Origin of the sequence: Kitasatospora sp. NPDC058046, assembly GCF_042885595.1 — a bacterium.
Classification (GTDB): Bacteria; Actinomycetota; Actinomycetes; order Streptomycetales; family Streptomycetaceae; genus Kitasatospora.
The window spans coordinates 26335-53154 of the sequence record NZ_JBHVRS010000037.1 but is presented as its reverse complement, the minus strand read 5'-3'; the positions used below and the strand labels follow the sequence as shown (position 1 = coordinate 53154).

The window sequence follows — 26820 nt, the reverse complement described above, 5'->3', positions numbered from 1 at the left end:
GGAGGGGCGAGGAGTCCGCAGGGGGGACGAAAAACCGGGGGCGCCCGCCACCATGGCGAGCGCCCCCGGCCCCCGGCTTCACGCCCGGTCGATCGACTTCCCGTCGGCCCCGTCGGACCCACCAGGCCTGCCAGACCCGCCGGCAGGCCCGTCGGAACCCTCGGAGCCCTCCCGCGGCACCCCCGCCGCGCGGTACGCCGCCGCCTCGTCCAGCGTCTCCGCCTCCAGCAGCGCCGCCGCCAGCGCGTCCAGCCGGTGCCGCTGCTCGGTCAGGATCCGCACCGCGTCGTCGTAGCACTCGGAGACGATCCGCCGCGCCTCCTCGTCCACCGCGTCCAGGGTGGTCGGCGCGGCGGAGAGCCCGTACGCGCCCTGCGGGTCGGAGGGCACCGCGGTGAGCCGGCCGACCCGCTCGCTCATCCCCCAGCGTCCGGCCATCCCGCGGGCGATGTTGGTGACCTGTTCCAGGTCGCTCTCCGCACCGGTGGTGATCACCCCGTAGACCACCTGCTCGGCCGCCATGCCGCCGAGCGCGCCGATGATCCGGCCGCGCAGGTACGGCTCGGTGTACGAGTAGCGGTCGTTCTCCGGGGTGGAGAGGGTGACGCCGAGCGCCCGGCCGCGCGGCACGATGGTGATCTTGCGGACCGGGTCCGCGCCGGGCTGGAGCATGCCCAGCAGCGCGTGCCCGCTCTCGTGGTATGCCGTCCGCTCGCGCTCCTCCTGCGGCATCACCAGCGGCCGCACCGCGCCGAGCTGGACCTTCTCCAGCGCGTCCGAGAGGTCCCGCTCGTTGACCGCGTCCTGCTTGCGCTTGACGGCCAGCAGCGCGGCCTCGTTGACCAGGTTGGCGAGTTCGGCGCCGGTCATCCCCGGCGTGACCTTGGCCAGCTGGTTGAGGTCGGTGTCGCCCGCCAGCGGGACGCTGCGGCTGTGGATGCGCAGGATCGCCGCGCGGCCCTCCCGGTCGGGCGGGCTGACGGTGATCCGCCGGTCGAAGCGGCCGGGGCGCAGCAGGGCCGGGTCGAGCACGTCCGCCCGGTTGGTCGCGGCGATCACGATGACGCCCTCGGAGCCGCTGAAGCCGTCCATCTCGGTGAGGATCTGGTTGAGGGTCTGCTCGCGCTCGTCGTGCCCGCCCATGCCGCCGCCGGCGCCGCGCTGGCGGCCGATGGTGTCGATCTCGTCGATGAAGATGATCGCCGGGGCGACCTTGCGGGCTTCGGCGAACAGCTCGCGGACCCGGCTGGCGCCGACGCCGACGATCATCTCGATGAACTCGGAGGCGGAGGCGGAGAAGAACGGCACGTTCGCCTCGCCGGCCACGGCCCGGGCCAGCAGGGTCTTGCCGGTTCCGGGCGGGCCGCTCAGCAGCACGCCGCGCGGCATCTTGGCGCCGAGCCTGCGGTACCGCTCGGGGTTCTTCAAGTAGTCGACGACCTCGGTGAGTTCGGCCTCGACCTCGTCGATGCCGGCCACGTCGGCGAAGGTGGTGCGCTTGCCCTCCTCTGCGGTGACCGGCTTCGGCGGGGCCTTGCGGCCGAGCGGTCCGCCGCCGAGCCCGCCGGCCATCCGGCGGGCGAGCAGCACCCAGATGAAGATCAGCAGCAGCATCGGGGCGAGCGAGATCAGCAGGTTGGTGAGGAAGCTGCGCTGCTGGACCGGCGAGGTGGCGGTGACCTCGACGCCCTGCTGCTGCAGGGTGGTCCAGAGGTTGTCGCCCGCGAAGGAGGGCCGCTGGGTGTCGAACTCGGTGTAGTCGCCCTTGCCGCCGTCCGGCTTGGGCTGGGCGCTCTTGAGGGTGCCCTCGATCGCGTCGCCCTTGGCGTAGATCTTGGTGATGTTGCCCTTGTTCAGCTGGTTGTTGAACTCGGTGTACGAGATCGTGGTGGCACCGGCGGGGCCGAAGAAGGACAGCAGCAGGTCCGAGATCAGGAACACCACGAGGGCGGTGAGGGCGAGGCCCACCCAGCCGCCGGGCATCCGGCGCTTGGGCGGCGGCGGGGGCGGGGCGCCCTCCGAACGCCAGGGCTGGTCGGGGGTCTGACGTGGCGGCACGGGTTCGGTCACCCATCGGACAATACGGACAGGTGCTCGGGCGGGCCAATCGCAACGCCGCGCCCGGACCGCCGGACGGCCGCGCCGACCCCTCCCACCAGCGACTATGCGGCTGCGCCCGGCCACTCCTCGGCGGTCAGCGCGAACCGCTCGTGGTCGCGCCAGTCGCCCTGGAGGAACAGCATCCGCGGGGTGAAGCCCTCGTGCCGGAAGCCCAGCCGCTTGGCCATCGCGATCGAGCGCTCGTTCTCCGGCTGCACGTTGATCTCCAGCCGGTGCAGCCCGAGCCCGTCGGCGGTCTGCGGGGCGAAGCAGCGGTCCACGACCAGCCGCATGCCCTCGGTCATCCGCCCGGTGCCGTTGAACGGGACGTACGAGTCGTAGCCCAGCGAGGCGTTGCAGAACCGGCCCATCACGATGTTGGCGACGTTCACCTTGCCGACCAGTCCGCCGGTCTCCCGGTCGACGATCAGGAAGGTGCGCAGCCCGGACCCCTGGCGCTTCAGCAGGTCGGGCAGCCCGTCCGGCTCGACCGGGTTCCACCGTCCGATGTGTTCGGCGGACCGCCGGACCGCTTCGGCGTACCCGGCCGTGTCGTCGGCCCTCGGGGCCCTGATCATCACTCGCATGCCCCCCATCATCGGACACGCGATCGGCCCGCCGCCCGGAAACACCGGACGACGGGCCGACGGGAGCCGGTCGGAGGACTACAGCAGGTCCTTGAACTCCTTGGGCAGCTCGAAGTCGGCCGGGCCCTTGCCCGCGCCGAGGCCGAACGCGCCGCCGTCCGCCGGGCCCTGGCCGGCGCCCGGGCCGAGCGCGCGGCGCTCGGCGGCCGCGGCCTCCTCCTGGGCGCGCTTCAGCGGGTTGCCGCTCTTGCGCTTGCCCTTGGCCTGCGGGGCCTTCTTGCCGGACTTCTTGGCGCCGCCGCCCATGCCCGGGATCCCCGGCATGCCGGGCATGCCCTTGCCGGAGGCCATCGCGGACATCATCTTGCGGGCCTCGAAGAACCGCTCGACCAGGTTCTTCACCTCGCCGACCTGGACACCGGAGCCCTTGGCGATGCGGGCCCGGCGGGAGCCGTTGATCAGCTCCGGCTCGGCCCGCTCGGCCGGGGTCATCGACTTGATGATCGCGCCGACCCGGTTGACGTCCTTGTCGTCGATGTTGTTGATCTGATCCCGGATCTGGCCCATGCCGGGCAGCATGCCGAGCAGCTTGGAGATCGAGCCCATCTTCTGGACCTGCTCCAGCTGGGACAGGAAGTCGTCCAGGGTGAACTGCTTCGGACCGCCGCGCAGCTTGGCGGCGATCTTCTCCGCCTCCTCCTGCGAGAAGGTCTGCTCGGCCTTCTCGATCAGCGAGAGGACGTCACCCATGCCGAGGATGCGCGAGGCCATCCGGTCCGGGTGGAAGGCGTCGAAGTCGTCGACCTTCTCGCCGTTGGAGGCGAACATGATCTGCCGGCCGGTGACGTGCGCGACCGACAGGGCGGCACCGCCGCGGGCGTCGCCGTCGAGCTTGGAGAGCACCACGCCGGTGAAGTCGACGCCGTCGAGGAAGGCCTGCGCGGTGGTGACCGCGTCCTGGCCGATCATCGCGTCGACGACGAACAGGACCTCGTCCGGGTTCACCGCGGCGCGGATGTCGGCGGCCTGCTGCATCAGCTCGGCGTCGATGCCCAGGCGGCCTGCGGTGTCGACGACGACGACGTCGTACTGCTTCTGCTTGGCGTACTCGATCGAGTCCTTGGCCACCTGCACCGGGTCGCCGACGCCGTTGCCCGGCTGCGGGCCGTAGAAGGCCACGCCGGCGCGCTCGGCGACCACCTGGAGCTGGTTGACCGCGTTGGGGCGCTGGAGGTCGCAGGCGACCAGCAGCGGGGTGTGCTTCTGCTTCTTCAGCCAGTGGCCGAGCTTGCCCGCCAGGGTGGTCTTACCGGCACCCTGGAGACCGGCCAGCATGATCACCGTCGGGCCGCTCTTGGCGAACCGCACCCGTCGGGTCTCGCCACCGAGGATGGAGATGAGCTCCTCGTTGACGATCTTGATGATCTGCTGCGCCGGGTTCAGCGCACCGGAGACCTCGACGCCGAGCGCCCGCTCCTTGACCTGCTTGATGAAGGCCCGGACGACCGGCAGCGCGACGTCCGCCTCCAGCAGCGCGATGCGGATCTCGCGGGCGGTGGCGTCGATGTCCGCCTCGCTCAGGCGGCCCTTGCCCCGGAGGTTCTTGAACGTCGCTGCGAGGCGATCGGAAAGGGTGTCGAACACGTCGTCGCGGGTCCTCTGCGGCATCGGAATCGGTACGGTCGTCGCCCCCCAGGGTATCCGGCCGCCCCGGGTACGGTCTCCACCCCTGCTCCCGAAGCTCTTCCACCCCCGTTCCGGGCACTCCTCCGCCCTCGCCGCCGAGGCCCGACGGCCCCCGCCGCCGGAGCCCTCCGGGGCGCGTCAGCCCAGTGCGGCCCGGACCGCCGCCGCCACCTCGCCGGCCCGCCGGGCGGTCAGCGGACGGCCCGCCCCGTCGGTCAGGTAGAACGAGTCGACGGCCTCCGCGCCCAGCGTGGAGACGTGCGCGGTGCGCACCCGCACGCCCGCCCCGTCCAGCGCCCGGCCGATCCGGTGCAGCAGCCCGGGGGCGTCGTGCGCGCGGACCTCCAGCACGGTCGCGGTCGCCGAGGCCACCGCGGGCGCCACGGCGACCAGCGGCGGCGGGGTGGGGATGCCCCGGCGGCGCGGGGCCGCGGCGTCCCGCTCGGCGAGGCGGCGGGTGACGTCCAGCGAGCCGTCCAGCGCCCGGCGCAGGTCGGCCCGCAGCCGGGCCGCCTCCGGCAGCTCGCCGTACTCGGCCGCCACCCGCCAGGACAGCAGCAGCACCGGCCCGGCGCCCACCGGGTCCAGCTCGCGCAGCCCGGCCGAGCGGACGGCCAGCCGGTGCAGCGCGAGCACCCCGGCGGCGGTGCCGAGCAGCCCGGGCCGGTCCGGGACGGCCAGGTTCAGCTCGACGCCCATCGGCTCGGCACCCGGCTCCGCCCCCTCGGAGCGGGCCCGCAGCGACAGCGCCGGCTGGCCGGTCCGGGCGGCCTCGACCGCGAGCCGCTCCTGCTCGGCGGTCGGCGCGCCCTCCGCCGGCGGGGTGCCCGCCCCGGCCAGCCGGTCCGCCGCCCGGGCCACCAGGCCGTCCACCAGCGAGGCCCGCCAGCCGCTCCACGCGGCCGGGCCGGTGGCCAGCGCGTCCGCCTCGGTGAGCGCGTGCAGCAGCTCCAGCTCGGGCAGGGTGGCGACCACCTTGGTGACCGCCTCGACGGTGGCCGGGTCGTCCGGATCGCGCCGGGTCGCGGTGTCCACCAGCATCAGGTGGTGGCGGACCAGCACCGCCAGGGTCTCGGTGTCCTCGGGGCCGAAGCCCATCCGGGCGCCGAGGTCGCGGACGATCACCTCGCCGGCCTCGCTGTGGTCCCCCGGCCAGCCCTTGCCGATGTCGTGCAGCAGCGCGGCGACCAGCAGCAGGTCCGGGCGGGCCACCCGGCGGGTCATCGCGGCGGCCCGCACCGCCGTCTCCACCAGGTGCCGGTCCACCGTCCAGCGGTGCACCGCGTTGCGCTGCGGACGGCAGCGCACCCGCTCCCAGTCCGGGATCAGCCGGCGGACCAGCCCCTCCGCCTCCAGCGCCTCCCACACCGGGACGGCCGACTCCCCCGCGCCCAGCAGGGTGACCAGCTGCTCGCGCGCCTCGTCCGGCCAGGGCACCGGCAGCGGGCGGCACTCGGCGGCCAGCCGGCGCACCGTGGCGTACGAGACGGTCAGCCCGTTCTGCGCGGCGGCGGCCGCGGCGCGCAGCGGCAGCACCGGGTCGGCGGCCGGGCGGGCGCCCTGGGCGAGCACGGCCTCGCCGTCCTGCTCGACCACGCCCTCGGCGAGCGGCCGCCGCTCGACCGCGCCCCGGGCCACCGCGCCGGAGCCGCGTCCGGAGCCGGCGAACGGGATGCCCAGCCGGCGCACCCGCCGGCCGCGGCCGCCGCGGGCCGCGAGCACCCGGTCCACCGCCCGCCAGGTGACGTCGCCCGCGTACGCGACGGTGCGGGCGGCCTCGTAGACCCGGCGCAGCAGGGTGTCGGCGTCCAGCACCCCGAGCCGCTCGGCGACCTGGTCCTGGTCCTGGAGGCCGAGCCGGTCGGTGGCCCGGCCGGTGACCAGGTGCAGGGCGTCCCGCACGTCGGCCAGCCACCGCGCGGCGTCGTCCAGGCCGTCCCGGGGCGCGTCGGCCAGCCAGCTGGCGGCGATCGCGTCCAGCGCCACGACGTCGCGCAGGCCGCCGCGGGCCTCCTTGAGGTCGGGCTCCAGCAGGAAGGACAGCTCACCCTGCCGTTCGGCCCGCTCGCGGCCCAGCTCGCGCAGCTCGGGCAGGCGCGCGGGGGCGCTCGCGCGCCAGTCGGTGAGCACCGCGGCGCGCAGCGCGTCGGTGAGCGCCCGGTCCCCGGCGAGGTGCCGGGCGTCCAGCAGGCCGAGCTGGGCCTTGAGGTCGGCGGCGGCGACCGCGCGGGCCTCCGCGACGGTGCGCACCGCGTGGTCGAGCCTGGCGCCCGAGTCCCAGACCGGGTACCAGATCCGCTCGGGCAGCTCCCCGGCGACCGGACCGTCGTGCAGCAGCAGGACGTCCAGGTCGCTGCGCGGGGACAGCTCGCCCCGCCCGTAGCCGCCGACCGCGACCAGCGCGACGCCGGGCGGGGCGCCGGCGGCCGCGAGCAGCCCGGCCAGCCAGTCGTCGGTGAGCCGGGCGAGCGCCCGGCGGCGGGGGCGGCCGCCCAGGCCGGGGGCGGCGAGCAGCGCGGCCCGGGCGGCGGCGGCACAGCCGACGGGGTCGGAGGGGTCGACGGGGTCGGAGGGGCTGGTCTCGGTGGTCATGCGCGTGGGTCCCGTCCGTCGTGCTGGGTGAACCGTCCTGCCCGCGGGTCGACCGTTCGGCCGTTCGGCCGGTCCGGGGAGGCCGCTCCGGAGAGGCCGGTACGGAAGCGCCGGTACGCCGCCGGGCGGACCCGCACCCTCCCGGGTGAACGGGCCCGCCGTCCGGCGCGGGGCGACCGGCCGTGGGGCGACCGGCCGCCGGGCTACAGGGCGTCCGGGCCGCGCTCGCCGGTGCGGACCCGTACGGCGGTGTCGACCGGCACGCTCCACACCTTGCCGTCGCCGATCTTCCCGGTCCGGGCGGCCTTCACCAGGACGTCGATCAGGTCCTCGGCGTCCTCGTCCTCGACCAGGACCTCGATCCTGACCTTCGGTACCAGGTCCACGGTGTACTCGGCCCCCCGGTACACCTCGGTGTGGCCGCGCTGGCGGCCGTAGCCGCTGGCCTCGGTGACGGTGAGGCCGTGCACCCCGAAGGCCTGGAGGGCGGACTTCACCTCGTCCAGTCGGTACGGCTTGATCACGGCGGTGATGAGCTTCATCGGGCGTCGACCTCGGTCCTCTTCTCGGCGGGCTGCGCGGCGGGCTTGGCGGCACCGGGTTCCGCGACGCCGGTCCGTTCGCCGGTCCGTTCGGTGGACCGTCCGGCGGACCGCTCGGCGGCGGACGTCGCGGCAGCGGCGGCCAGGCCCGGCAGGGCCCGGGCCAGCCCCGCCCCCACGGCGGTGAAATCGTAGGCGGACTCGGCGTGTTCGGCCTGGTCGATGCCGGCCGTCTCGACCTCGCCGGAGACCCGGAAGCCGACCAGTCGGTCGACCGCCTTGGCCAGCAGCCAGGACAGCACGAAGGAGTACGCCGCGACCACCGCCACGCCCATCGCCTGCTTGCCCAGCTGGCCGATCCCACCCCCGTAGAACAGGCCCTTGACGCCCTGGCCGACCCCGCCGGTGGCGAACAGGCCGACCAGCAGCGAGCCCACCGCCCCGCCGACCGCGTGCACGCCCACCACGTCGAGCGAGTCGTCGAAGCCCCAGCGGTACTTGAGCGAGACGGCGGCGCAGCAGACCGCGCCCGCGACCAGTCCGATCGCCACCGCGCCGAGCGGGCTGACCGAGCCGCAGGCCGGGGTGATCGCGACCAGTCCGGCCACCGCGCCGGAGGCGGCGCCCAGCGTGGTGAAGGCGCCGTGCCTGAACCGCTCGTAGACCAGCCAGCCGACCAGCGCCGCGCCGGTGGCGACCTGGGTGTTCACCATGGCCATCGCGGCGACGCCGTTGGCGGCCAGCGCCGAGCCCGCGTTGAAGCCGAACCAGCCGAACCAGAGCAGCCCGGAGCCGAGCATCACCAGCGGCAGGCTGTGCGGGCGCATCGGGTCCTTCTTGAAGCCGATCCGCTTGCCCAGCACCAGGCAGAGCGCGAGGCCGGCGACGCCCGCGTTGATGTGCACGGCCGTCCCGCCGGCGAAGTCGATCACGCCGTTGCGGTCGCCCAGCCAGCCGCCGTGGCCGCCGTCGAAGAAGAACACCCAGTGCGCGACCGGGAAGTAGACGACCGTCACCCAGAGCGCGATGAACAGGCCCCAGGCGGCGAATCTCGCCCGGTCCGCGACGGCGCCGCTGATCAGCGCCGGGGTGATGACCGCGAACATCAGCTGGAACAGCGCGAAGGCGGTGACCGGGATGGAGCCGGTCAGCTCGTCGAGGCCTAGGCCGCGCATCCCGAGGTGGTCCAGGTTGCCGATCAGGCCGGCGAAGGAGTCGGACCCGAAGCTGAGCGAGTAGCCGTAGAGGACCCACAGCACGCTGACGATGCCGAGCGAGAGGAAGCTCATCGCCAGCATGTTCAGCGTGCTCTTGGCCCTGACCATGCCCCCGTAGAAGAAGGCCAGCCCTGGGGTCATCAGCATGACCAGGGCCGCACTGATGAGTACGAAGGCGGTGTCGCCCGCGCTGAAGCCGTCCGGCATCGGCGTCTCCTCTGCGTCCAGGCCGATCCGCACCCGGGGACCCGTCCCGTGGTGCCACCCGGGGTGTCGGCGTTGAGGAGGAGCGTGCCGAAGGCTGGTTTCGGCCGGTGCGGCCGGTTGTTTCACCGCGGTGACGCGTGCGACGCGCGGGTTACGGCTGCGTGAACCGCGGCCGCCGCGGCCCGGCCGGGCCGGACCATCGGCTGCCGGACATGCCACCGACCGTGACGGCGGCGGCCGCCACGGTCGGTGGAGCTTTTCCTTCGGACGGCCCTGGCGGGCCTCCGGTCAGACCACCGAGACGAACTCCGGGATGTCCTGGACCACCCGCTCCTTGAGCCGGCTCACCGCGTCCACGCCCTTGAACCTGGCCGACGCGGCCTCCGTGGTCTTGCGGACCCGGGAGTTCAGCCGCTCCGAGCGCACCTTGGTGGCGATGTCCACCGCCTGCTCGGCCATCACCACCGCCTGCTCGGCCTCCTTCTGCAGCAGGTGGACGCTGGCCATGCCGATCAGGTTGAAGGCGTACGAGCGCACGTGGTCGGCGTCCTGGCGGAACAGGTCGACCGCGGTCTCCATCACCGGCGCGGACAGCGAGGCGTACAGCTCGGCGTTGTCCGAGTGGTACGCGAGGTCGCGGAAGGAGTGGGCGTTCTCGGCGTTCAGCTCGGCGGGCGAGAAGAACTTCAGCCAGTCCGGGTCCTGGTCCCCGTCCCGGATGTCGGTGAAGGTGTCCTCGGCCAGCCGGATCGCCCGGGCGCAGCGGTTGACCTCGCCGATGGTGGCGTAGGCGCGCGCCTCCATCGCGTACAGCAGGGACTGCTGGCGCGGGGTGGCGGCGTCGCGGCTGCCGTACTGGGCCAGGTGGATGAGTTCCAGGGCGTCCTCGCCCCGGTTGAGGTGGATCATCTGGCGGCTCATGTCGGTGAGGATCAGCGCGCCGAACGGGCGGTCGCCGGCCTCCTTGGCCGCGTGCAGGGCGAGCACGTAGTACTTCTGCGCGCTCGGGTGCATCCCGACGTCGTACGACATCCACCCGGCCAGGTGGGCGAGTTCGGCGGTGAGCCGGAACAGCCGCTTGGTGGTGTCCTCGCTGTACGTCTCCTGGAGCAGGTCGGTGACCTCGTGCAGCTGGCCGACGACGGCCTTGCGGCGCAGCCCGCCGCCGTTCTGGGCGTCCCACTGCCGGAACATGACCGTGGTCTGCTCCAGCAGTTCGAGCTCGGGTTCGGAGAGCCGGCCGGTGAAGGCCTCGCCGCCGTTGGCCGCGGTGAGGATCGGGGTGGGGACGCCGCTCGGGCCGGGGGCGAGCCAGCGCTGCATCGGCTCGATCAGCGCGGCGCCCGCGGTCAGCGCCAGTGAGGTGCCGAGGAAGCCCCGGCGGTTGAGCATGAGGTCGCTGCGGGAGTAGTCGCTGATCAGCTGGACGGTCTGCTGGCCGCTCCACGGCAGGTCGACGCCGCCGCCCACGGTGGAGACCGGGATCGCGGCGCGCAGGCCGAGGTCCTCGATGGAGACCACCGAGCCGAACCGCTCGGAGAAGAGTTCCGACATGATCTTGGGGATCGGCTCGCGGGGCTGCTCGCCGTCGAGCCAGCGGCGCACCCGGGAGGTGTCGGTGGACACGTGGTGGGCGCCGATCTGCCGGGCCTTGCGGTTGACCTGGCGGGCCAACTCGCCCTTGGACCAGCCACTGCGGGCGAACCACGTGGTCAGCTTCTCATTCGGTTGCTTCTCTGCCATGGGTAACGTCCCCATCCCGCCCGGCCCCTACCGGGGCCCCCGATCGTGACCGCCCGACGGTTGCGGGCTCTTGCCAGACGTGCCGTGCCTGAGGTGCCGCGGCGCCGCCGTACCGCAGCGCCCTCGCACTGGTGTGCCATCGTTGCGGACGATCCGTCAGATTCCCAACTCCCGTTGCCCGACGGCCCGGGACAGACTCCTCGACGACATCCGCACGCTGAACGTAATGCCCCGCGAGGGGCCCATGGGAGCGCCCCTGGCGAAACGCCACCTTTCGCCACCCCCAGGAGTGAACCGAAGCCCGGGGGCACACGCTTCACTTAGGGAGTCCCGACGGCCCGGCATATGCGGGCCGCCAAGTCCCCCGGCCCATCCCGGAGGACCCGGCGGAACCCGCAACCCACCGCAGCCACAAGCGAGTTCACCGTCCACTCGGGACGGCGACAGCCCCACGAACACGACGATCCGGCATCGGCGCCGCCCCCACAAGGCGGCGCCCGAGGCGCACCGCCGGAACGGGCGCACACCACGCGCTGCGCGCCGCCACCGCACTACGCACCACACGGCTGACAATCAACACACAGTCACCGTCCCGTAACCATCGGCAACAAGAACCTGTTGGGGGAGGCATGGACAACCTGTTCGGCGAACTTCGACTGGGGCACCTGCGGCTGGCACCGCTGGGCGCGCGCCGCCGCACCAAGGTCACCGCGTCCCAGGCCGCCGCGGAGTACACCGGCCGCTGGGGCTGGGCGGTCGTCACCGGCGATCCGGAGACCGGCACCCCGGTCGCCGGCGCCACCGCCCCGCCCCGCTGTCCCTGCGGCTCCCCCCGCTGCGCCGCGCCCGGCCTGCACCCCGTGCGGGGCGGCGGCCGGGCCCGCGCCGCCCGCACCGAGGGCGCGGTGCTGTTCCCCACCGGCCGCGCCTTCGACGTCCTGGACGTCCCCGAGCAGGCCGGCCTCCAGGCCCTGGTCCGGCTGGAGCGGATGGGCACCCAGGTGGGCCCGGTGCTCGCGCCCCCCACCGGCCGGCTCCAGTTCCTGGTCGCCGCCGGCACCGCCCGGCGCCTGCCCGACCTGCTGTACCGGATGGGCTGGGACGACGCCGCGCTCGACCTGGTCTGCCACGGCGAGGGCGGCCACGTCGCCGCCCCGCCCACCGTCCTCGGCGGCCTCGGCCCGGTCCGCTGGCTGCGCCGCCCCACCCGCGACAACGCGGGCTGCCCGCCGGAGGCCCGGCTGCTGCTCGGCACCCTCGCCTACGCCTGCCACCGCGGCCGCGAGCGCACCGCCGAGCCGGCCTGGATGGCCTCCTGACCGCCCCGCCCCGGCACGCGGAAGGGCCCGCCCCCTGGAGGGGGCGGGCCCTTCGTGCGCTTCCCTGATCGAACGCTTCGCGGAGGCTGTCAGTCGCCGATCAGCGCGTCCACGAACGCCCCCGGCTCGAACGGGGCCAGGTCGTCCGCGCCCTCGCCCAGGCCGATCAGCTTGACCGGCACGCCCAGCTCGCGCTGGACCGCGACCACGATGCCGCCCTTGGCGGTGCCGTCCAGCTTGGTCAGCACGATGCCGGTGATGTCGACCACCTCGGCGAACACCCGGGCCTGGATCAGGCCGTTCTGGCCGGTGGTGGCGTCCAGCACCAGCAGCACCTCGTCCACCGGGCCGTGCTTCTCGACGACCCGCTTGACCTTGCCCAGCTCGTCCATCAGGCCGGTCTTGGTGTGCAGGCGGCCGGCGGTGTCGATCAGCACGGTGTCCGCGCCCTCGGCGATGCCCTCCTTGACCGCGTCGAAGGCGATCGAGGCCGGGTCCCCGCCCTCCGGGCCGCGCACGGTGCGCGCGCCCACCCGCTCGCCCCAGGTCTGGAGCTGGTCGGCGGCGGCGGCGCGGAAGGTGTCGGCGGCGCCGAGCACCACCGTACGGCCGTCGGCGACCAGGACGCGGGCCAGCTTGCCGGTCGTGGTGGTCTTGCCGACGCCGTTGACGCCGACCACCAGGACCACCGCCGGGCCCTCCTCGTGCTTGGTGGAGCGCACGGCACGGTCGGAGTCCTTGCCGACCAGCTCGACCAGCTCCTCGCGCAGCAGCGCGCGCAGCTCGTCGGGGGTGCGGGTGCCGAGCACCTTCACCCGGGTGCGCAGCCGCTCGACCAGCTCCTGGGTGGGGGCGACGCCGACGTCCGCGGTGAGCAGCGTCTCCTCGATCTCCTCCCAGGTGTCCTCGTCCAGGTGCTCGCGGGAGAGCAGCGAGAGCAGGCCCTTGCCGAGCGAGTTCTGCGAGCGGGAGAGCCGCGAGCGCAGCCGGACCAGCCGGCCGGCGGTGGGCTCGGGCACCTCGATGGCCGGGGCCGCCTCAGCGGCCTCGACGACCTCGGCCTCGGTGGCCTCGGCCTCGGCGGGCGCCTCGGCCTCCGGGAGTTGCACCTCCTCGACGGTGCGGCGGGGCGCCTCGGTCGGCGGCGCGGCCTCCTCGCCGACCTGGGGCTCCTGCGGGGTGGGCTTCGGCGCCGTGATGACCGGCGCCTGCGACTTCGGGGGCAGCTGCTGGCGTCGTCTGCCGGAAACGACGAGGCCGGCGATCGCGCCGATGGCGACCACGGCGATGACTACGGCAAGGATCACGTATTCCATATCCGCTCCAGTATCCGCGACCGGAGCCCGGATGGACCGCAGCCGCCCTACACCGATGCGGTGCGTACGGCCCGCGGCCGGCGCTCCCGGTGCTCTTCGCGCAGCCGCTGGCTGATCACCTGCGAGATGCCGTCGCCCTTCATGGTCACGCCGTAGAGGGCGTCGGCCGACTCCATGGTGAGCTTCTGGTGGGTGATCACGATCAGCTGGGAGCTCTCCCGCAGCTCCTCCATGATCCCGATCAGCCGGCGCAGGTTGGTCTCGTCCAGCGCCGCCTCCACCTCGTCCATCACGTAGAACGGGCTGGGCCGGGCCTTGAAGATCGCGACCAGCAGCGCCACCGCGGTCAGCGAGCGCTCGCCGCCGGACAGCAGCGACAGCCGCTTGACCTTCTTGCCCGGCGGCCGGGCCTCGACCTCGACCCCGGTGGCGAGCATGTTCTCCGGGTCGGTCAGCACCAGCCGGCCCTCCCCGCCCGGGAAGAGCCGGGCGAAGACGCCCTCGAACTGGGCGGCGGTGTCGTGGTACGCCGAGGTGAACAGCTGCTCGACCCGCTGGTCCACCTCCCGGACGATGTCCAGCAGGTCGCGCCGGCTGCGCTTGAGGTCGTCCAGCTGCTCGCCGAGGAACCGGTGGCGCTCCTCCAGCGCGGCGAACTCCTCCAGCGCCAGCGGGTTGACCTTGCCGAGCTGCTGGTACGCCTTCTCGGCCGCCCGCAGCCGCTTCTCCTGCTCGGCCCGGACGTACGGGTACGGCTCGCCCGGTTCCGTCCCCTCCTCGGGCGCGGACGGCGGGACGGGCTGGTCCGGCCCGTACGAGGCGAGCAGCTCGCCGCCGTCGATGCCGAACTCCTCCAGCGCGCGGGCCTCCAGCTGCTCGATCCGCAGCCGCTTCTCGGCCCGCAGCACCTCGTCCCGGTGCCCGGCGTCGACCAGCTTGTCCAGCTCCTCCTTGAGCCCGCGGCCGTGCTCCCGGTGCGCGCGCAGCTCGTGCTCGCGCTCGGCCCGCGCCTGTTCGACGGCCGCCCGCCCGGCGTCCGCGCGGGCCAGCGACACCTCCAGGCAGGCCAGCAGCTGCCGGGCGCCCGCCGCGACGGCGTTCGCCACCGAGGCGTCGTGCTCGGCGCGCCGGCGGCGCTCGGCGGCCCGGGCGCGCGCCTCGCGCTCGGCGCGGGCGGCCCGGTCCAGCTGGTCGGCCCGGCCGGCCAGGGCGCGGACCCGCTCCTCGTGGGTGCGCACCGCGAGCCGGGCCTCCAGCTCGGCCTGCCGGGCGTCGCTCGCGGCCCCGGCCAGCCGCTGCTGTTCGGCGGCGTCCGGCTCGTCCTCCCCGGCCTGGGCCGACTCCTCGGCGGCGGCCAGGCGCCGCGCCAGCTCCTCGGCGCCGTCGAGCAGTTCGGCCACCCCCTGCTCGGCGCGGGCGGCGGCGTCCGACAGCCGACCGGCCTCGCCGGCGGCGGCGCGGGCCTGCCCGCCGAGCCGGCCGAGCGCCCCGGCGACCTGGGCCCGCTCCTTCTCCTCCTGCCGTCTCCGCTCGGCGAGTTGCTCCACCTCGGCGGCCGACTCCCGTCGCTGCTCGGCGAGTCGGGCCAGCCGCTCGGCCGATTCGGCGCAGCGGACGGTGAGTTCGCCGATCGCCCGGGCCGCCTCGTCCACCGCGGCCTGGGTCTCCAGCAGGCTCGGCGCGCCGCCGGAGCCGCCCTGGGCGAAGCCGGCGCCGAGCCGGTCCCCGTCGGCGGTGACGGCGCACAGCGCGGGGTGCCCGGCGACCAGCCGCAGCGCCCGGTCGAGGTCCGCGACCACCGCCACCCCGGCCAGCAGCCGCCGGACCGCCCCGAGCAACTCGGCCGGGCCGTCGACCAGTTCGGCCGCCCAGCGGGCCCCGTCCGGCAGCTCCCCCGCCGACCCGGCCGCCTCGGCGGAGCCGGCGGTACCGGCGATCAGCAGCGCGGCCCGGCCAGCGTCCTCGGCCCGCAGCAGCCGCAGGGCCCCGGCGGCGGTGGACGGTGAGTCGACGGCCACCGCGTCGGCCGCCGCACCGAGCGCGGCGGCGAGCGGCACCTCGTACCCCGGCTCGATCCGCAGCAGCGCGGCCGCCGGGCCGAGCAGCCCGCCCAGCCGCTCCCCCGCGTCCAGCAGCGCGCCGGTGCCGTCCTTGCGGCGCAGGCCGAGGGAGAGCGCCTCGTGCCGCGCGGTCAGCCCGGCCCGCTCGCGCTCGGCGGCGGCGGACGCCTCCCGGGCCGCGGCCAGCTCCCCTTCCACCGCGGCGAGGTGCTCGCGCGCCCGCCGGTACCGGGCCTCGGCCTGCTCGTCCTCCCCGGCCAGGCCGTCCACCTGCCGCTGGAGTTCGTCCAGCTCGCCCCGGGCGGCCTCGGCGCGCAGCAGCGCCTCGTCCCTGGCCTCGGCGAGCCGGCCGATCTCGGCCTGCGCGGCGGCGGCCCTGGAGCGGGCGGCGGCGGCCTGCCCCTGCAGCCTGGCCAGGCCCTCCCGGCGGTCGGCGATGGCCCGGGCGGCGTCCCGCAGCCGGCGCTCCTCGGCGGCCAGCTCCCGCTCTAGTCCGTTCTTGCGCTCGACCGCCTCGGCCAGCGCGTACCGCGCCTCCTCCAGCGCCTCGGTCAGCGCGGCCTCCTCCTCGCGGACCCGCGCGGCCTCCTGTTCCGTGTCCTCCGGGTCGCGCCCGCGCCGCTCCTCGCCCCGGCCCCCGGCGACGGCGTGCCGGGCGCGGGCCTCGGCCAGCCCGACGGTGCCGCGGGTGCGCTCGGCGAGCGCGGAGAGCCGGTACCAGGTCTGCCGGGCGGTCTCCAGTCCGGGGCCGAGCTGCTCGACCTGCGCCTCCAGGACGCGTTCGCGCTGCACCGCCCGGGCCAGCTCCTGCTCGACGGTGGTGCGGCGCAGCCGCAGCGCCAGTTCGTCCGCGACCTCGGCCTCGACGGCCCGGCGGAGCGCGCACAGGTCGTCGGCGAGCAGCCGCAGCCGGGCGTCGCGCAGGTCGGCCTGGATGCCGGCGGCCCGGCGGGCGATCCGGGCCTGCCGGCCGAGCGGTCCGAGCTGGCGGCGCAGTTCGGCCACCAGGTCCTGGACCCGGTTGAGGTTGGCCTGCATCGCGTCCAGCTTCCGCAGCGCCTTCTCCTTGCGCTTGCGGTGCTTGAGGACGCCGGCCGCCTCCTCGATGAAGGCGCGCCGGCCCATCGGGTCGGCGTGCAGCACGGAGTCCAGCTGGCCCTGCCCGACGATGACGTGCATCTCGCGGCCGATGCCGGAGTCGGAGAGCAGCTCCTGGATGTCCAGCAGGCGGCAGGTCTCACCGTTGAGGGCGTACTCGCTGCCGCCGTTGCGGAACATGGTCCGGGTGATGGTCACCTCGGAGTAGTCGATCGGCAGGGCGCCGTCGGTGTTGTCGATGGTGAGGCTGACCTCGGCCCGGCCGAGCGGGGCGCGCCCGCTGGTCCCGGCGAAGATGACGTCCTCCATCTTGCCGCCGCGCAGCGACTTGGCGCCCTGCTCGCCCATCACCCAGGACAGCGCGTCGACCACGTTCGACTTGCCGGAGCCGTTCGGGCCGACGACGCAGGTGATGCCGGGCTCGAAGCGCAGGGTGGTGCTGGAGGCGAAGGACTTGAACCCGCGCAGCGTCAGACTCTTCAGGTGCACGCGGCCGGTCCCCTCTATCGCTCAGACGGGAACCGACTGTATCCGGAGCCGGACACGACGAAGGGACGCCACATCAGGGCGTCCCTTGCAAGCTGCGTCCCTTTCGGGGCGGCTCGGTGCGCAACGGCGTCGATCTGCGAGGACCGGGCGGGACTCAGGTGAGAGCCGGCTCCCGCTGATCCAGATCGATGCTGTTGAGCAGCGAGTGCTCGTCAGCGACAGCGGTGAGAGCGTCGTTCTCAGCCTGCATCCGAAGGAGCTCCGCTTCAAGGTCCTGGACGCGCTGCTGAAGCCGTCGCATCTCGGAGAGCATTCGCGGGTCGGGGCCGCCGACGTACCCGAGAAGCGCCTTTGCCATGATGAATGGTCCTCCACGCTGAGTGACCGAACCGGAACGGTACAGGTCTAGGGGGAAGGGGGACGCACGCGCGGCGCGTCACCGGAAGTGCTGGCTGGGCACTGCGGCACAACCACCGTGAGCTGGGCTCACGGGGGCATGCGCCTACCGGGAGAACGCGGTCGTGTGCGCGGGCTTCCAGCGTCTCACCAAAGACGGAAAGGGTCAACACGATCACCGCACGCTACCGCGCCCCTGTCACCTGCCCGGCGGTGTCATCACGCCTGGGGGGCTTCGGGACGGGTCCACCGCGTGCTCGTGGATCATCGTTCGATGCGGAGTCAACCACGAGTCTGCCCGGATGGCAACCTCGTGACACCGCCGGTTCCGGATCTTTTCCCGGGAGCCCGCGCGGAGCACCGCCGGCGGCCCGGCCCGGCGCGGCTCAGCGGATCTCGAAACCCTCGTAGCCAGGGCCGACGGCCGTCCAGATCTCGGTGACCCCGCTGACGTTCCCCGGGGTCCCCGGGCCGCGCAGCCGGGCCAGCAGCTGCTCGCAGTCGGCCGCGAGCCCCTCGGCCACCACCTGCACCCGGCCGTCGCCGAGGTTGCTGGCGTAGCCGCTCAGTCCGATCTCCAGCGCCCGTGCCCTGGTCCACCAGCGGAACCCGACCTGCTGGACCTTCCCCCGGACCCAGGCGGTCACCCGGACCGGTTCCTCACTGTGGGCGTCGCGACCGTGCATGCCCCGACCCTAGCCGTCCGCGCTCCCGGTCACAGCTCGGCCCCGGCCCGCCTCCGCGGACGACGCCCCCGCGCGAACGGGAGCGGCCCCGCCGGAGAACCGGCGGGGCCGCGGGAGCGTGCGGTCGGTCGAGCGGGTTACCAGTCCCCGCCGCCGAAGTCGCCGCCGCCACCACCGAAATCGCCACCGCCGCCGAACCCGCCGAAGTCGCCGCCGTTGAAGTCGCCGCCGGTGAAGTCACCGCCCTCGTGCTGGTCCTGGTAGCCGTGGCCACCGTCCATCATCGGCGCGGCCGCGTAGGCCGGGGAGCTCATCATCGAGCCGAGCATGGTGCCGACCAGCAGGCCCGGCAGCAGGCCGCCGCCACCGAAGCCGCCGAAGTAGCCGCCCGCCCAGGGCGCGTACGCCGGGCCGGCGTTCCAGTACGGCTGCGGGCCGTGCTCGGTGTCGACGGTGCGGATCGCCGGGTCGAGACCGGCCGCGAGCCGGTCCGCGTCGGCCTGGCAGACCGGGACGGTGCGCGCGGCGCCGCCGGCCGGAGTCCAGTCCACGTCCTTGACGGACGGGCCGTGCCGCGGGTCCATGAAGCACGGGGGACGGCGCTCGGGCAGCGGCTTCTTCTCCCGCCGGGCGGCCAGGGTGGCCAGCGAGAAGCGGCCGTCCTCGATCGCCTCGGTGACCTGCTTGACGTCCTCGGGCTTCTTCGCCTCGTCCATCAGCCGCTTGGACTTCTCGTACGAGTCCAGGGCGTGGCTGTAGTCGGTGCGCTGGGCGTCGTCCGCGTCGGCCGCGGCCGGGCTGAAGTCGAGCCGCTCCAGCTCCACGCCGAAGGCGGTGATGTCCTCGTCCACCACCCGGCGCAGCTGCTCCAGCTCGGCCCGGGCCTGCGCCTCCTTGCGCTGCTTGGCGCGGCGGAACAGGAGGAAGACGCCGGCGCCGGCCAGCGCGACCAGCACCACCGGGATGACCACCCAGGCGATCGAGGTGCTGTGGTTGACCCCGGTGCCCTTGGTCTGCGGGGCGGCCTGGTCGACGAAGTCGTTCAGGGTGGCGTCGATGTCGCCGTTGTGGGAGCGGAAGGCCGCGCCGGAGATCCGCTCCGGGACGCCGGCGGCGAGCGCGCCGCGGTCGGCGCGGGCGGTGAACTGGTCACCGCGCCAGACCGCGTAGACGCCGTCGACGCCGACCGTGGTGCGGAGGTCCTTGAAGACCGTCGCCTTGGCGAAGGCCGGCGAGTCGGGGACGACCGCGACGAAGATCGGCTTGTCGGCCTTGTCGATCTTCTTGGTCAGGGCGTCGGCCTGGGCCTGGCTGAAGCGGCTGGTCATGGCCGGGTCGACGTAGACCTGGCCCTTCTTCAGGGCGGCGGTGGCGTCGCTCAGGCCGCCGGCCGCCGAGGCCGCGGGTGCCAGCAGGAGCAGCAGCCCGAGCAGCGCCGCCACCAGGGCTAGCGGCCCGGCGCCCCGGGAACGTCGTGCAAGGGTTCTCATGCCCCCGACGCTACCGTGACCGGCCCCTGAGCACGCCATACCCTTCGCATACTGGTACTGACAAGACTCCCCGCCGACCGCCGGGGCCGCCCCCTCCTCGGGGATGATGTTTCCCCCGGTGACCCCTGAGTCGGGGCCCGCGCGGGAACCGCGGGAGGCCGCCGGACGTACGTCCCGGCAGGCCCGGCCCCGCTCCGGGGCACTCCGGGGGGCGTGCCGACCGTACCGTGCGGGCGGGCATAGTGGTCCCGGACCACCGGTCCCATTGCCCTTTCTTTACCCAGACCGTTCTCGACCCACCTCCCGATCGGAGTTCTCGGTGATCATCGGCCTCGTCACCGCCGTGGCGGCATCCGCCTGCTACGGCACCGGCTCGGTCCTCCAGGCTGTCGGATCCCGCCGCTCCGCCCGGGAGGAGGCGGCCAAGGGCGCCACCAGCTCGACCACCGAGCACGGCGGCCCGAGCCTGTCCTCGACCGCGAAGGCCGCCGTCACCTGGGAGTTCATCCTCGGCACGGTGCTCGACCTGATCGGCTTCGGGCTCGGCGCGCTGGCCGCCCGGCTGCTGCCGCTGTTCCTCTCCCAGACCATCATCAGCGCCAACCTGGTGATCACCGCGGTGCTCAGCATCAAGCTGCTGGGCATCCGGCTCAAGCAGCTGGAGTGGGCCTCGATCGCCGTGCTCTGCTCGGCGCTGGTGCTGCTGGCCGTCTCGGCCGGGCCGGAGGGCGGCCACCACACCGCGATGGCCTTCCACTGGTGGCTGCTGATCGTCACCACCGTGCTGCTGGTCGGCGGCAGCCTGCTGGTGCGGCGGATGGGCGCCAACGGCGCGATCGTCGCCGGTCTGCTCTCCGGCCTCGGCTTCGGCGCCCTGGGCGTCGGGGTGCGCATCCTCAACGGCATCGAGCCGTTCGCGCTCGGCGAGCTGCTCTCCGACCCGGCGCTGTACGCGGTCCTGGTCGGCGGCATCGGCGGCATGTACATCCACACCGTGGCGCTCCAGATCGGCTCGGTGAACGGCGCGACCGCCGCGCTGGTGGTCGGCGAGACGGTGCTGCCCGGCGCGGTCGGCGTGCTCTGGCTCGGCGACTCCTCCAAGGCCGGCCTGGGCTGGCTCGGCGTGATCGGCTTCCTGCTGGCGGTGGTCGCCGCGGTCGGGGTCGCCTACTTCGGCCAGGACACCCACGGCACACCCGGGGAACCGGCCGCCGACGAACCCGAACTCGCCCGGAAGTAGCCCGCCTCAGCCCTCGCTGCGGGCGCGCGGCACGCGCTGGCAGCGGGGGCAGAAGTAGCTGGAGCGGTTCATCCAGGCCGCCCGCCGGATCGGGGTGCCGCAGCGGCGGCAGGGCTCCTGCTCGCGGCCGTAGGCGTCGAGGTCCCGGGAGAAGTAGCCGCTCTCGCCGTTCACGTTGACGTAGAGGCTGTCGAAGCTGGTGCCGCCGACGGCGAGCGCCGCGCTCATCACGTCCCGGGCGTTGGCCAGCAGCAGCAGGGCCTGCGGGCGGGTGAGCGTCGCGGTCGGGCGGTCGTAGTGCAGCCTGGAGCGCCACAGCGCCTCGTCGGCGTAGATGTTGCCGACGCCGCTGATCAGGGTCTGGTCGAGCAGGGCGCGCTTGACGGTGGTCCGCTTGGCGCGCAGCGCGGCCACGAAGGCGGCGTCGTCGAAGCGCGCGTCGAGCGGGTCGCGGGCGATGTGCGCGATCGAGACCGGGGTGCCCTCCGGGTCCCCGTCCTCGGCCTCCTCGACCGCCAGGCCGCCGAAGGTCCGCTGGTCGACGAAGCGCAGTTCGCGCCCGCCGTCGGCGAAGCGCAGCCGGACCCGCAGGTGGGTCTCGTCGGGTACGGACGGGTCCTGGACGAGGAGTTGGCCGCTCATCCCGAGGTGGCCGATCAGCGAGAACCCCGCCCCGGTGCCGGCCAGCGGCACCCACAGGTACTTGCCGCGCCGCTGCGCGGTGCCGAGGGTGGTGCCGGTCAGCCGGGCGGTGAAGTCCGCCGCGCCGGCCGGCTGGCGGCGCACCGCGCGCGGGTGCAGCACCTGGACGTCGGCGACCGTCCGTCCGGCCACCCAGGTGGCCAGACCACGGCGGACGACCTCGACCTCGGGAAGTTCGGGCACGGGAACACGCCTCCTGCTCGGTACGGATCAGCAGGAGTGAAGGCTACTGCGGGATCACGCGCCGGCGGGCAGCCGGTCGGCGTACTTCTCCTTGATCGCGCGCCAGGCGCTCTCGGCGGCCTTCTGCTCGGCTTCCTTCTTCGAGCGGCCGACGCCGCTGCCGAAGTCCTCGCCGGCCACCCGGGCCGCCGCGGTGAAGGTCTTCTCGTGGTCCGGACCGGACTCCATGACCACGTACTCCGGTACTCCGATGCCCACCGAGGCGGTGAGCTCCTGGAGGCTGGTCTTCCAGTCCAGGCCGGCGCCGAGCTGAGAGGACTCCTCGATCAGCGGGTCGAACAGCCGGTGGACGAACTCGGTGGCCGCGTCCAGTCCCTGGTCCAGGTAGATGGCGCCGATCACGGCCTCGACGGTGTCGGCGAGGATCGACGACTTGTCGCGGCCGCCGGTACCCTCCTCGCCCTTGCCGAGGCGGATGAACGTGCCGAGCTCCAGGCCGCGGCCGACGTCCGCGAGCGCGCGGGAGTTGACCACCGCGGCGCGCAGCTTGGCGAGCGTGCCCTCCGGGACGTCCGGGTGGACGCGGTAGAGGGTGTCGGTCACCACGAGGCCCAGCACCGAGTCGCCGAGGAACTCCAGGCGCTCGTTGGTGGGCAGCCCACCGTTCTCGTACGCGTACGAGCGGTGGGTCAGGGCACGTACCAGAAGGGCGCGCTCGAGCGTGTACCCGAGGCGCCCTTCCAGAACGTCGTATTCGGTCGAAGCCGGCCCGCCGGCCTTGCCGCCGCCCGAAGAGGAACCCTTCGGGGCGATGGTCGCCTTGCGGGTGGAGTTACCGTCCGACATCGATCCGTACACCCCGCCGATCAGACCGAGAGGACCTGGCGACGGTTGTACGTGCCGCAGCTCGGGCACGCGATGTGGCCCAGCTTCGGCTCGTGGCAGCGGTCGCACGCCACGAGGGCCGGAACAACGGCCTTCCAGTTGGACCGACGGTGGCGCGTGTTGCTGCGCGACATCTTCCGCTTCGGAACAGCCACGGCTACTTCTCCTGGTTCTCGGCGAGACCCTCACGGGTGTCGCTGTTCTTAGATCCGTCACCCTCGTCGCCGGGGGCGGCGGAGAGTCCCTGCAGAGCCGCCCACCGGGGGTCGGCGGCATCGTGGTGGTGCGCCGGGTCGTCGCTCAGGCGCGCTCCGCATTCGGAGCACAGGCCCAGGCAGTCTTCCTGGCACACCGGCTGCAGCGGCAGTGCGAGCACCACCGCGTCACGCAGCACCGGCCGGAGGTCGAAGAAGTCGCCCTCCAGACGGTAAGTCTCTTCTTCCGAGTCCTCGTCGAGGTCCTCGGTCCCGGTGGTCCGGGCGCGGTGGCGCTCGTCGGACTCCGGGTAGTAGTACAGCTCCTGGAAGTCCACGTCGATGTCGAACTCGACGGGCTCCAGGCAGCGGACGCACTCGCCCTCGACGCCCGCCTCGGCCGTGCCGGTGACCAGCACGCCCTCGACCACGGACTCCAGGCGGAGGTCCAGCTCGATCGGGCTCTTCTCCGGCACGCCGATCACGTCGATGATCCCGAAGCCCTCGGGGGCCTCCAGGGTCCGGCTCACCTTGCGCATCGAGCCCGGGCGACGACCGAGCTCGTGCGTGTCGAACACGAGGGGGTCGCGGTGGTCGAGGCGGTTCACGGTGTCCTGACTTCCATGGGGGGTTCTTCGATTGCGTCTCCGTCCGGTCGGCGTTGCGCGGGCAAGCCAACAGCCGGACATGGAGAGGCCGGAGTGGTCAGACTACCGGAGTCTCCCGTCAGGCCCAACTTCGGTCCCGTCAGGAGACTCCCGCACCGCCGCGGCGGGGCCGGTTCAGCGGCCGCCGAGCTCCCGCAGCCTGGTCATGTCGATCATGCTGGTGTCGAAGAAGCTGGTCTCGTCCAGACCCTGGCCCTGGGCCTGCCCCTGCCCGTGGCCCTGCGCCTGTCCGTGGCCCTGGGCCTGCCCGTGCCCCTGCTGCTGGTGCGGCACGGCCGGCGGGAGGGCGGGCTGCTGGGGGTAGGCGTAGTCGTCGTACGGCTGCGCGGCGTAGCCCGGCTGCTGCTGGGGATAGCCGTAGCCCTCCTGCCGCTGGTCCGGGTAGCCCTGCTGCTGGTAGCCGCCCTGCTGCTGGCCCCACTGGGTGTTGTACGGGTCCCCCTGGCCGGCCGGGTCGTAGCCGCCGCCGTACACCTCGGCGTACTGCCCGCCGGGCTGCTGGGCCGCCGCGTACTGGTCGGTGCCGGGGGCCTGCCAGCCGGCCGCGGCCGGGGTCTGCTCCGGCCAGGTCTGCTGCTGCGGGACGTCCTCGCGGTACCAGGCGATGTCTCCGCCGTCGGGGTCGTGGGCGAAGCCCGCGGCCACGGCCTCGGCGCGCTCCTTGGCCTCCTGGGCCTGGTCGGCGGCGGCCAGGTAGGCGCCCAGCTCGTCGATGGGCCGCTTGCCGAGCAGCTTGTCCCGGCCCTTGCCGACCGCCTCCAGGGTGGCGCCGAGCACGTTCTCCAGGGTGGCGAGCTTCACATCGACGTACTCGTCGACCTCGGGGCTCGGGCTGATCCGCTGCGGGCGGAACTCCTCGCCGTCGCTCTCGCCCTCGGGCTCGGCCTCGAAGACGCTGGAGTCGCCGCGCAGCTTGGTGCGGCCGCGGCCGACGGCGCCGAGCGTCTTGGTGAGCACGACCTCGAAGTTGGCGAGCTTGCTGTCCACGTAGTCGTCGGCCTCGGCCAGCTTGGCGTCGACCTCGGCACGCGCCTCGGCGAGGATCCGGTCGGCCTGCGCCTGGGCCTGGCGGACCACCTCGGTGTCGGAGATCAGCGAGCCGCGCTCGGCGTGCGCGCCCTGGATGATCAGGTCCGCCTCGGCCTGGGCGCCGGCCACCACCTGCTCGTGGTCGGCCATCACCGACTGGGCCTGGGCGAGTTCGGCGGGCAGGGCCGACCTAAGGTCGTTGAGCAGGCCGATCAGCTCGGCCCGGTTCACCACGCAGGAGGCCGACATCGGCATCGAGCGGGCGTTCTCGACCGCCGCCACGATCTCGTCGACCTTGTTCTGCACGTCCACGGGGCTTCGTCTTTCCGTGTGCCGCCGACGGTCCGGCGGAGGCAGGCCCGACGCGGTGAACCTCACCGCGGGGCAGGGATACAGACTGTACGGCCACTGCCCAGCGGGGTCACAACGCCTGAGCCGAACCGGTCTCCGGGCAAACGGACATGACGTGACGAACCGGCAGGAACCGACAGGCAGTGGACTACTGCGCCGCCTTGCGCTCCGCGATCCGCTCGACCAGCCGGCCGTGCACCGTCTCCGGCAGCAGGTGCGAGACGTCGCCCCCGTACGAGGCGACCTCCTTGACCAGCGTCGAGGAGAGGAAGCTGTACGTCGGCGAGGTCGGCACGAACAGCGTCTCCACCCCGGTCAGCCCGTGGTTCATCTGGGCCATCTGGAGCTCGTAGTCGAAGTCGCTGACCGCGCGCAGGCCCTTGATGATCGCGGGGATGCCGCGCTCCCGGCAGTAGTCCACCAGCAGGCCGTGGTGCGACTCGACCACCACGTTCCCGAAGCCGGCGGTGACCTCCTCGATCAGGCCGATCCGCTCCTCGACGGTGAACATGCCCTGCTTGTTCCGGTTGATCAGGACCGCGACATGCACCACGTCGTACAGCTTCGAGGCCCGCTCGATGATGTCGAGGTGGCCGTTGGTGATCGGGTCGAACGAACCGGGACAGACGGCTCGGCGCATGGCGTGTGTGCTCCCTCGTGGGGTGACGGCTGCTGCGGGCCGCGGCCCGCTACTCCTGCTCGCCGGCCGCGGCGGCGGCGCGACCGTACCAGAGCGTGCCCTCGCCGTAACGGCGGGAGCGCAGCTCCTCGAAACCCTCGGGCCAGGCGAACCCGCCGCCGCGGGTGCTGCGCTCCACGGTGACGAGCGTGTCCTCCGCGAGCCAGCCCCCGGCCAGGAGTGTGATCAGCATCTCGCGGACCTCCTCGTCGGTGACCGCGTACGGCGGGTCGAGGAAGACCAGGTCGTACGGGCTCTGCGGGGGCGGGCCGACGATCACCTTCTCCGCCTTGGCGGCCCGCACCTCGGCCCCCGGCAGGCCGATCGTCCGGACGTTCTCCCGGATCACCCGGGCCGCCTGGGCGTCCGCCTCGACCAGCAGGACGTGCTCGGCGCCGCGGGACAGCGCCTCCAGCCCGACCGCGCCGGATCCGCCGAACAGGTCCAGCATCCGGACCCCGTGCAGGGTGCCGCGCAGCGCCTCCAGGGTGGAGAACATCGCCTCACGGGCCTTGTCGGAGGTCGGGCGGGTGCCCCGGCCGGGCGGTACGGCCAGCCGGCGGCCGCCGGCCGCCCCGGCGATCACGCGGGTCATGGTGGTGGGAGGTCCTTTCGTCGCTGCCCGACCACGCTATCCCGATCACCGCACCGCGCTCACGCCGGACGGGCCCTGTGCCCACCCCGGACGGCCGCGGCCCGGCGGGGAATCCCCCACCGGGCCGCGGCCGCGCACTCGGGTGGTCAGCTCGCCTCGGAGCCCGCCGACTGGGCCGGGACGCTCGCGCCGAGCAGGGCCGGCGAGGCGTAGCGGGACCAGGACAGGCAGCCGTCGGGCGGGCAGAACTCGGGGCGGCGCGGGTCGTGCCCGAGCTCGCGCAGCTTGGTCCGGACGGAGTCGGGGGTGCGGCCGAAGCGGGCGGCGATCCGGGCGACGGTCTCGCCGTCGTGGAAGCGCCGGACCAGCTCCTCCTCGTGCTGCGGCACCCAGGGGGCGCCGTGGCCGGGGTACAGCTCGCGCAGCACGTCGCGGTCGGGGATGGGCTCGGAGACGTCGGCGACGATCGCCAGCGCCCGCAGCGCGCGGTTGAGCGCGATCCGCAGCGAGGCGACGTCCTCGACCGGCAGGCGGAGCTTGCCCGAGGCGAGCGGTGCGGCGGCCGCCCCCTCGCGCCAGCCGGTCAGGGTGAGGGTGACCTCGCGGTCGTCGTCGCTGGCGAGTTCGATCCGGAAGACCTTGTCGCCCAGCGGGAGCTCGTTGAGATGACGGAATGCCATGGCTTGACCCCCAAGTGTCGTGCCAGGAACGCACCTTGGGGGTGCGCCCTGAACACCTTCATTCTCTCCCGGGGGTCTGACAATTC

Annotated in this window: 22 protein-coding genes; 2 read left to right on the top strand and 20 right to left on the bottom strand. The window is 73.8% G+C overall.

Annotated features, from left to right (window positions below; all coding sequences use genetic code 11):
* Nucleotides 1–78: 78 nt before the first annotated feature.
* From ftsH to ACFVU7_RS41945, 7 genes are all read right to left on the bottom strand, one after another.
* Nucleotides 79–2070 (bottom strand): ATP-dependent zinc metalloprotease FtsH, encoded by a 1992-nt coding sequence (gene ftsH / locus ACFVU7_RS41975; RefSeq protein WP_388051583.1) that lies wholly within the window; start codon nucleotides 2068–2070, stop codon nucleotides 79–81.
* Nucleotides 2071–2162: 92 nt separating this feature from the next.
* Nucleotides 2163–2687: a GNAT family N-acetyltransferase gene (locus tag ACFVU7_RS41970; protein WP_388051581.1), complete on the bottom strand. Its 525-nt coding sequence runs from the start codon at nucleotides 2685–2687 to the stop codon at nucleotides 2163–2165.
* A gap of 78 nt (nucleotides 2688–2765) precedes the next feature.
* On the bottom strand, nucleotides 2766–4331 hold the full coding sequence (gene ffh / locus ACFVU7_RS41965; protein ID WP_117491973.1) for a signal recognition particle protein: 1566 nt from the start codon (nucleotides 4329–4331) through the stop codon (nucleotides 2766–2768).
* A gap of 180 nt (nucleotides 4332–4511) precedes the next feature.
* Complete coding sequence (locus ACFVU7_RS41960) at nucleotides 4512–6965, bottom strand: [protein-PII] uridylyltransferase (RefSeq protein ID WP_388051578.1); 2454 nt, start codon at nucleotides 6963–6965, stop codon at nucleotides 4512–4514.
* Nucleotides 6966–7168: 203 nt separating this feature from the next.
* Nucleotides 7169–7507 carry a P-II family nitrogen regulator gene (locus ACFVU7_RS41955; RefSeq protein WP_049659191.1) on the bottom strand — a complete coding sequence of 113 codons (339 nt, stop codon included), beginning with the start codon at nucleotides 7505–7507 and terminating at the stop codon, nucleotides 7169–7171.
* Nucleotides 7504–8931: an ammonium transporter gene (locus tag ACFVU7_RS41950; protein ID WP_388051576.1), complete on the bottom strand. Its 1428-nt coding sequence runs from the start codon at nucleotides 8929–8931 to the stop codon at nucleotides 7504–7506. The genes ACFVU7_RS41955 and ACFVU7_RS41950 overlap by 4 nt, the downstream gene beginning before the upstream one ends.
* Nucleotides 8932–9219: 288 nt before the next feature.
* Nucleotides 9220–10674: a hypothetical protein gene (locus ACFVU7_RS41945; protein ID WP_181970686.1), complete on the bottom strand. Its 1455-nt coding sequence runs from the start codon at nucleotides 10672–10674 to the stop codon at nucleotides 9220–9222.
* A 629-nt stretch (nucleotides 10675–11303) separates the two neighbouring features.
* On the opposite strand from ACFVU7_RS41945, the gene ACFVU7_RS41940 reads away from it, so the two are divergent.
* Complete coding sequence (locus ACFVU7_RS41940; RefSeq protein WP_074001515.1) at nucleotides 11304–11993, top strand: bifunctional DNA primase/polymerase; 690 nt, start codon at nucleotides 11304–11306, stop codon at nucleotides 11991–11993.
* 89 nt (nucleotides 11994–12082) lie between these two features.
* On the opposite strand, the gene ftsY is transcribed toward ACFVU7_RS41940, so the two are convergent.
* The 5 genes from ftsY to ACFVU7_RS41915 form a co-directional block, all read right to left on the bottom strand.
* Nucleotides 12083–13309 carry a signal recognition particle-docking protein FtsY gene (gene ftsY, locus ACFVU7_RS41935; RefSeq protein WP_388051574.1) on the bottom strand — a complete coding sequence of 409 codons (1227 nt, stop codon included), beginning with the start codon at nucleotides 13307–13309 and terminating at the stop codon, nucleotides 12083–12085.
* Between the two features lie 47 nt (nucleotides 13310–13356).
* Nucleotides 13357–16956, bottom strand: a complete 3600-nt coding sequence (gene smc / locus ACFVU7_RS41930; RefSeq protein ID WP_388051571.1) for a chromosome segregation protein SMC — start codon at nucleotides 16954–16956, stop codon at nucleotides 13357–13359.
* 154 nt (nucleotides 16957–17110) lie between these two features.
* Complete coding sequence (locus ACFVU7_RS41925) at nucleotides 17111–17314, bottom strand: hypothetical protein (protein WP_045702518.1); 204 nt, start codon at nucleotides 17312–17314, stop codon at nucleotides 17111–17113.
* A 424-nt stretch (nucleotides 17315–17738) separates the two neighbouring features.
* Nucleotides 17739–18038: an acylphosphatase gene (locus tag ACFVU7_RS41920; RefSeq protein ID WP_049653395.1), complete on the bottom strand. Its 300-nt coding sequence runs from the start codon at nucleotides 18036–18038 to the stop codon at nucleotides 17739–17741.
* A 137-nt stretch (nucleotides 18039–18175) separates the two neighbouring features.
* Entirely contained in the window at nucleotides 18176–19528 is a 1353-nt protein-coding gene (locus ACFVU7_RS41915) for a hypothetical protein (protein WP_074001512.1), read from the bottom strand.
* A 319-nt stretch (nucleotides 19529–19847) separates the two neighbouring features.
* On the opposite strand from ACFVU7_RS41915, the gene ACFVU7_RS41910 reads away from it, so the two are divergent.
* Nucleotides 19848–20768 carry a hypothetical protein gene (locus ACFVU7_RS41910; RefSeq protein WP_049653392.1) on the top strand — a complete coding sequence of 307 codons (921 nt, stop codon included), beginning with the start codon at nucleotides 19848–19850 and terminating at the stop codon, nucleotides 20766–20768.
* A gap of 6 nt (nucleotides 20769–20774) precedes the next feature.
* On the opposite strand, the gene mutM is transcribed toward ACFVU7_RS41910, so the two are convergent.
* The 8 genes from mutM to ACFVU7_RS41870 form a co-directional block, all read right to left on the bottom strand.
* Nucleotides 20775–21653 (bottom strand): bifunctional DNA-formamidopyrimidine glycosylase/DNA-(apurinic or apyrimidinic site) lyase, encoded by an 879-nt coding sequence (mutM, locus tag ACFVU7_RS41905; protein ID WP_049653390.1) that lies wholly within the window; start codon nucleotides 21651–21653, stop codon nucleotides 20775–20777.
* Nucleotides 21654–21707: 54 nt separating this feature from the next.
* The gene (gene rnc, locus ACFVU7_RS41900; RefSeq protein WP_049653387.1) at nucleotides 21708–22499 is read right to left on the bottom strand and encodes a ribonuclease III; all 792 of its coding nucleotides are present in this window, start codon (nucleotides 22497–22499) and stop codon (nucleotides 21708–21710) included.
* A 20-nt stretch (nucleotides 22500–22519) separates the two neighbouring features.
* A complete protein-coding gene (rpmF, locus tag ACFVU7_RS41895) occupies nucleotides 22520–22693 on the bottom strand; it encodes a 50S ribosomal protein L32 (protein ID WP_030056747.1) in 174 nt (57 codons plus the stop codon).
* Nucleotides 22694–22695: 2 nt separating this feature from the next.
* Entirely contained in the window at nucleotides 22696–23340 is a 645-nt protein-coding gene (locus ACFVU7_RS41890; RefSeq protein ID WP_049653386.1) for a DUF177 domain-containing protein, read from the bottom strand.
* 174 nt (nucleotides 23341–23514) lie between these two features.
* Nucleotides 23515–24741: a cell division initiation protein gene (locus ACFVU7_RS41885; RefSeq protein WP_375877284.1), complete on the bottom strand. Its 1227-nt coding sequence runs from the start codon at nucleotides 24739–24741 to the stop codon at nucleotides 23515–23517.
* Nucleotides 24742–24928: 187 nt separating this feature from the next.
* Nucleotides 24929–25420 carry a pantetheine-phosphate adenylyltransferase gene (coaD, locus tag ACFVU7_RS41880; RefSeq protein ID WP_049653382.1) on the bottom strand — a complete coding sequence of 164 codons (492 nt, stop codon included), beginning with the start codon at nucleotides 25418–25420 and terminating at the stop codon, nucleotides 24929–24931.
* Nucleotides 25421–25469: 49 nt separating this feature from the next.
* A complete protein-coding gene (rsmD, locus tag ACFVU7_RS41875) occupies nucleotides 25470–26054 on the bottom strand; it encodes a 16S rRNA (guanine(966)-N(2))-methyltransferase RsmD (protein ID WP_375877283.1) in 585 nt (194 codons plus the stop codon).
* A 146-nt stretch (nucleotides 26055–26200) separates the two neighbouring features.
* Nucleotides 26201–26734 carry a hypothetical protein gene (locus tag ACFVU7_RS41870; protein WP_049653379.1) on the bottom strand — a complete coding sequence of 178 codons (534 nt, stop codon included), beginning with the start codon at nucleotides 26732–26734 and terminating at the stop codon, nucleotides 26201–26203.
* Nucleotides 26735–26820: the final 86 nt, after the last annotated feature.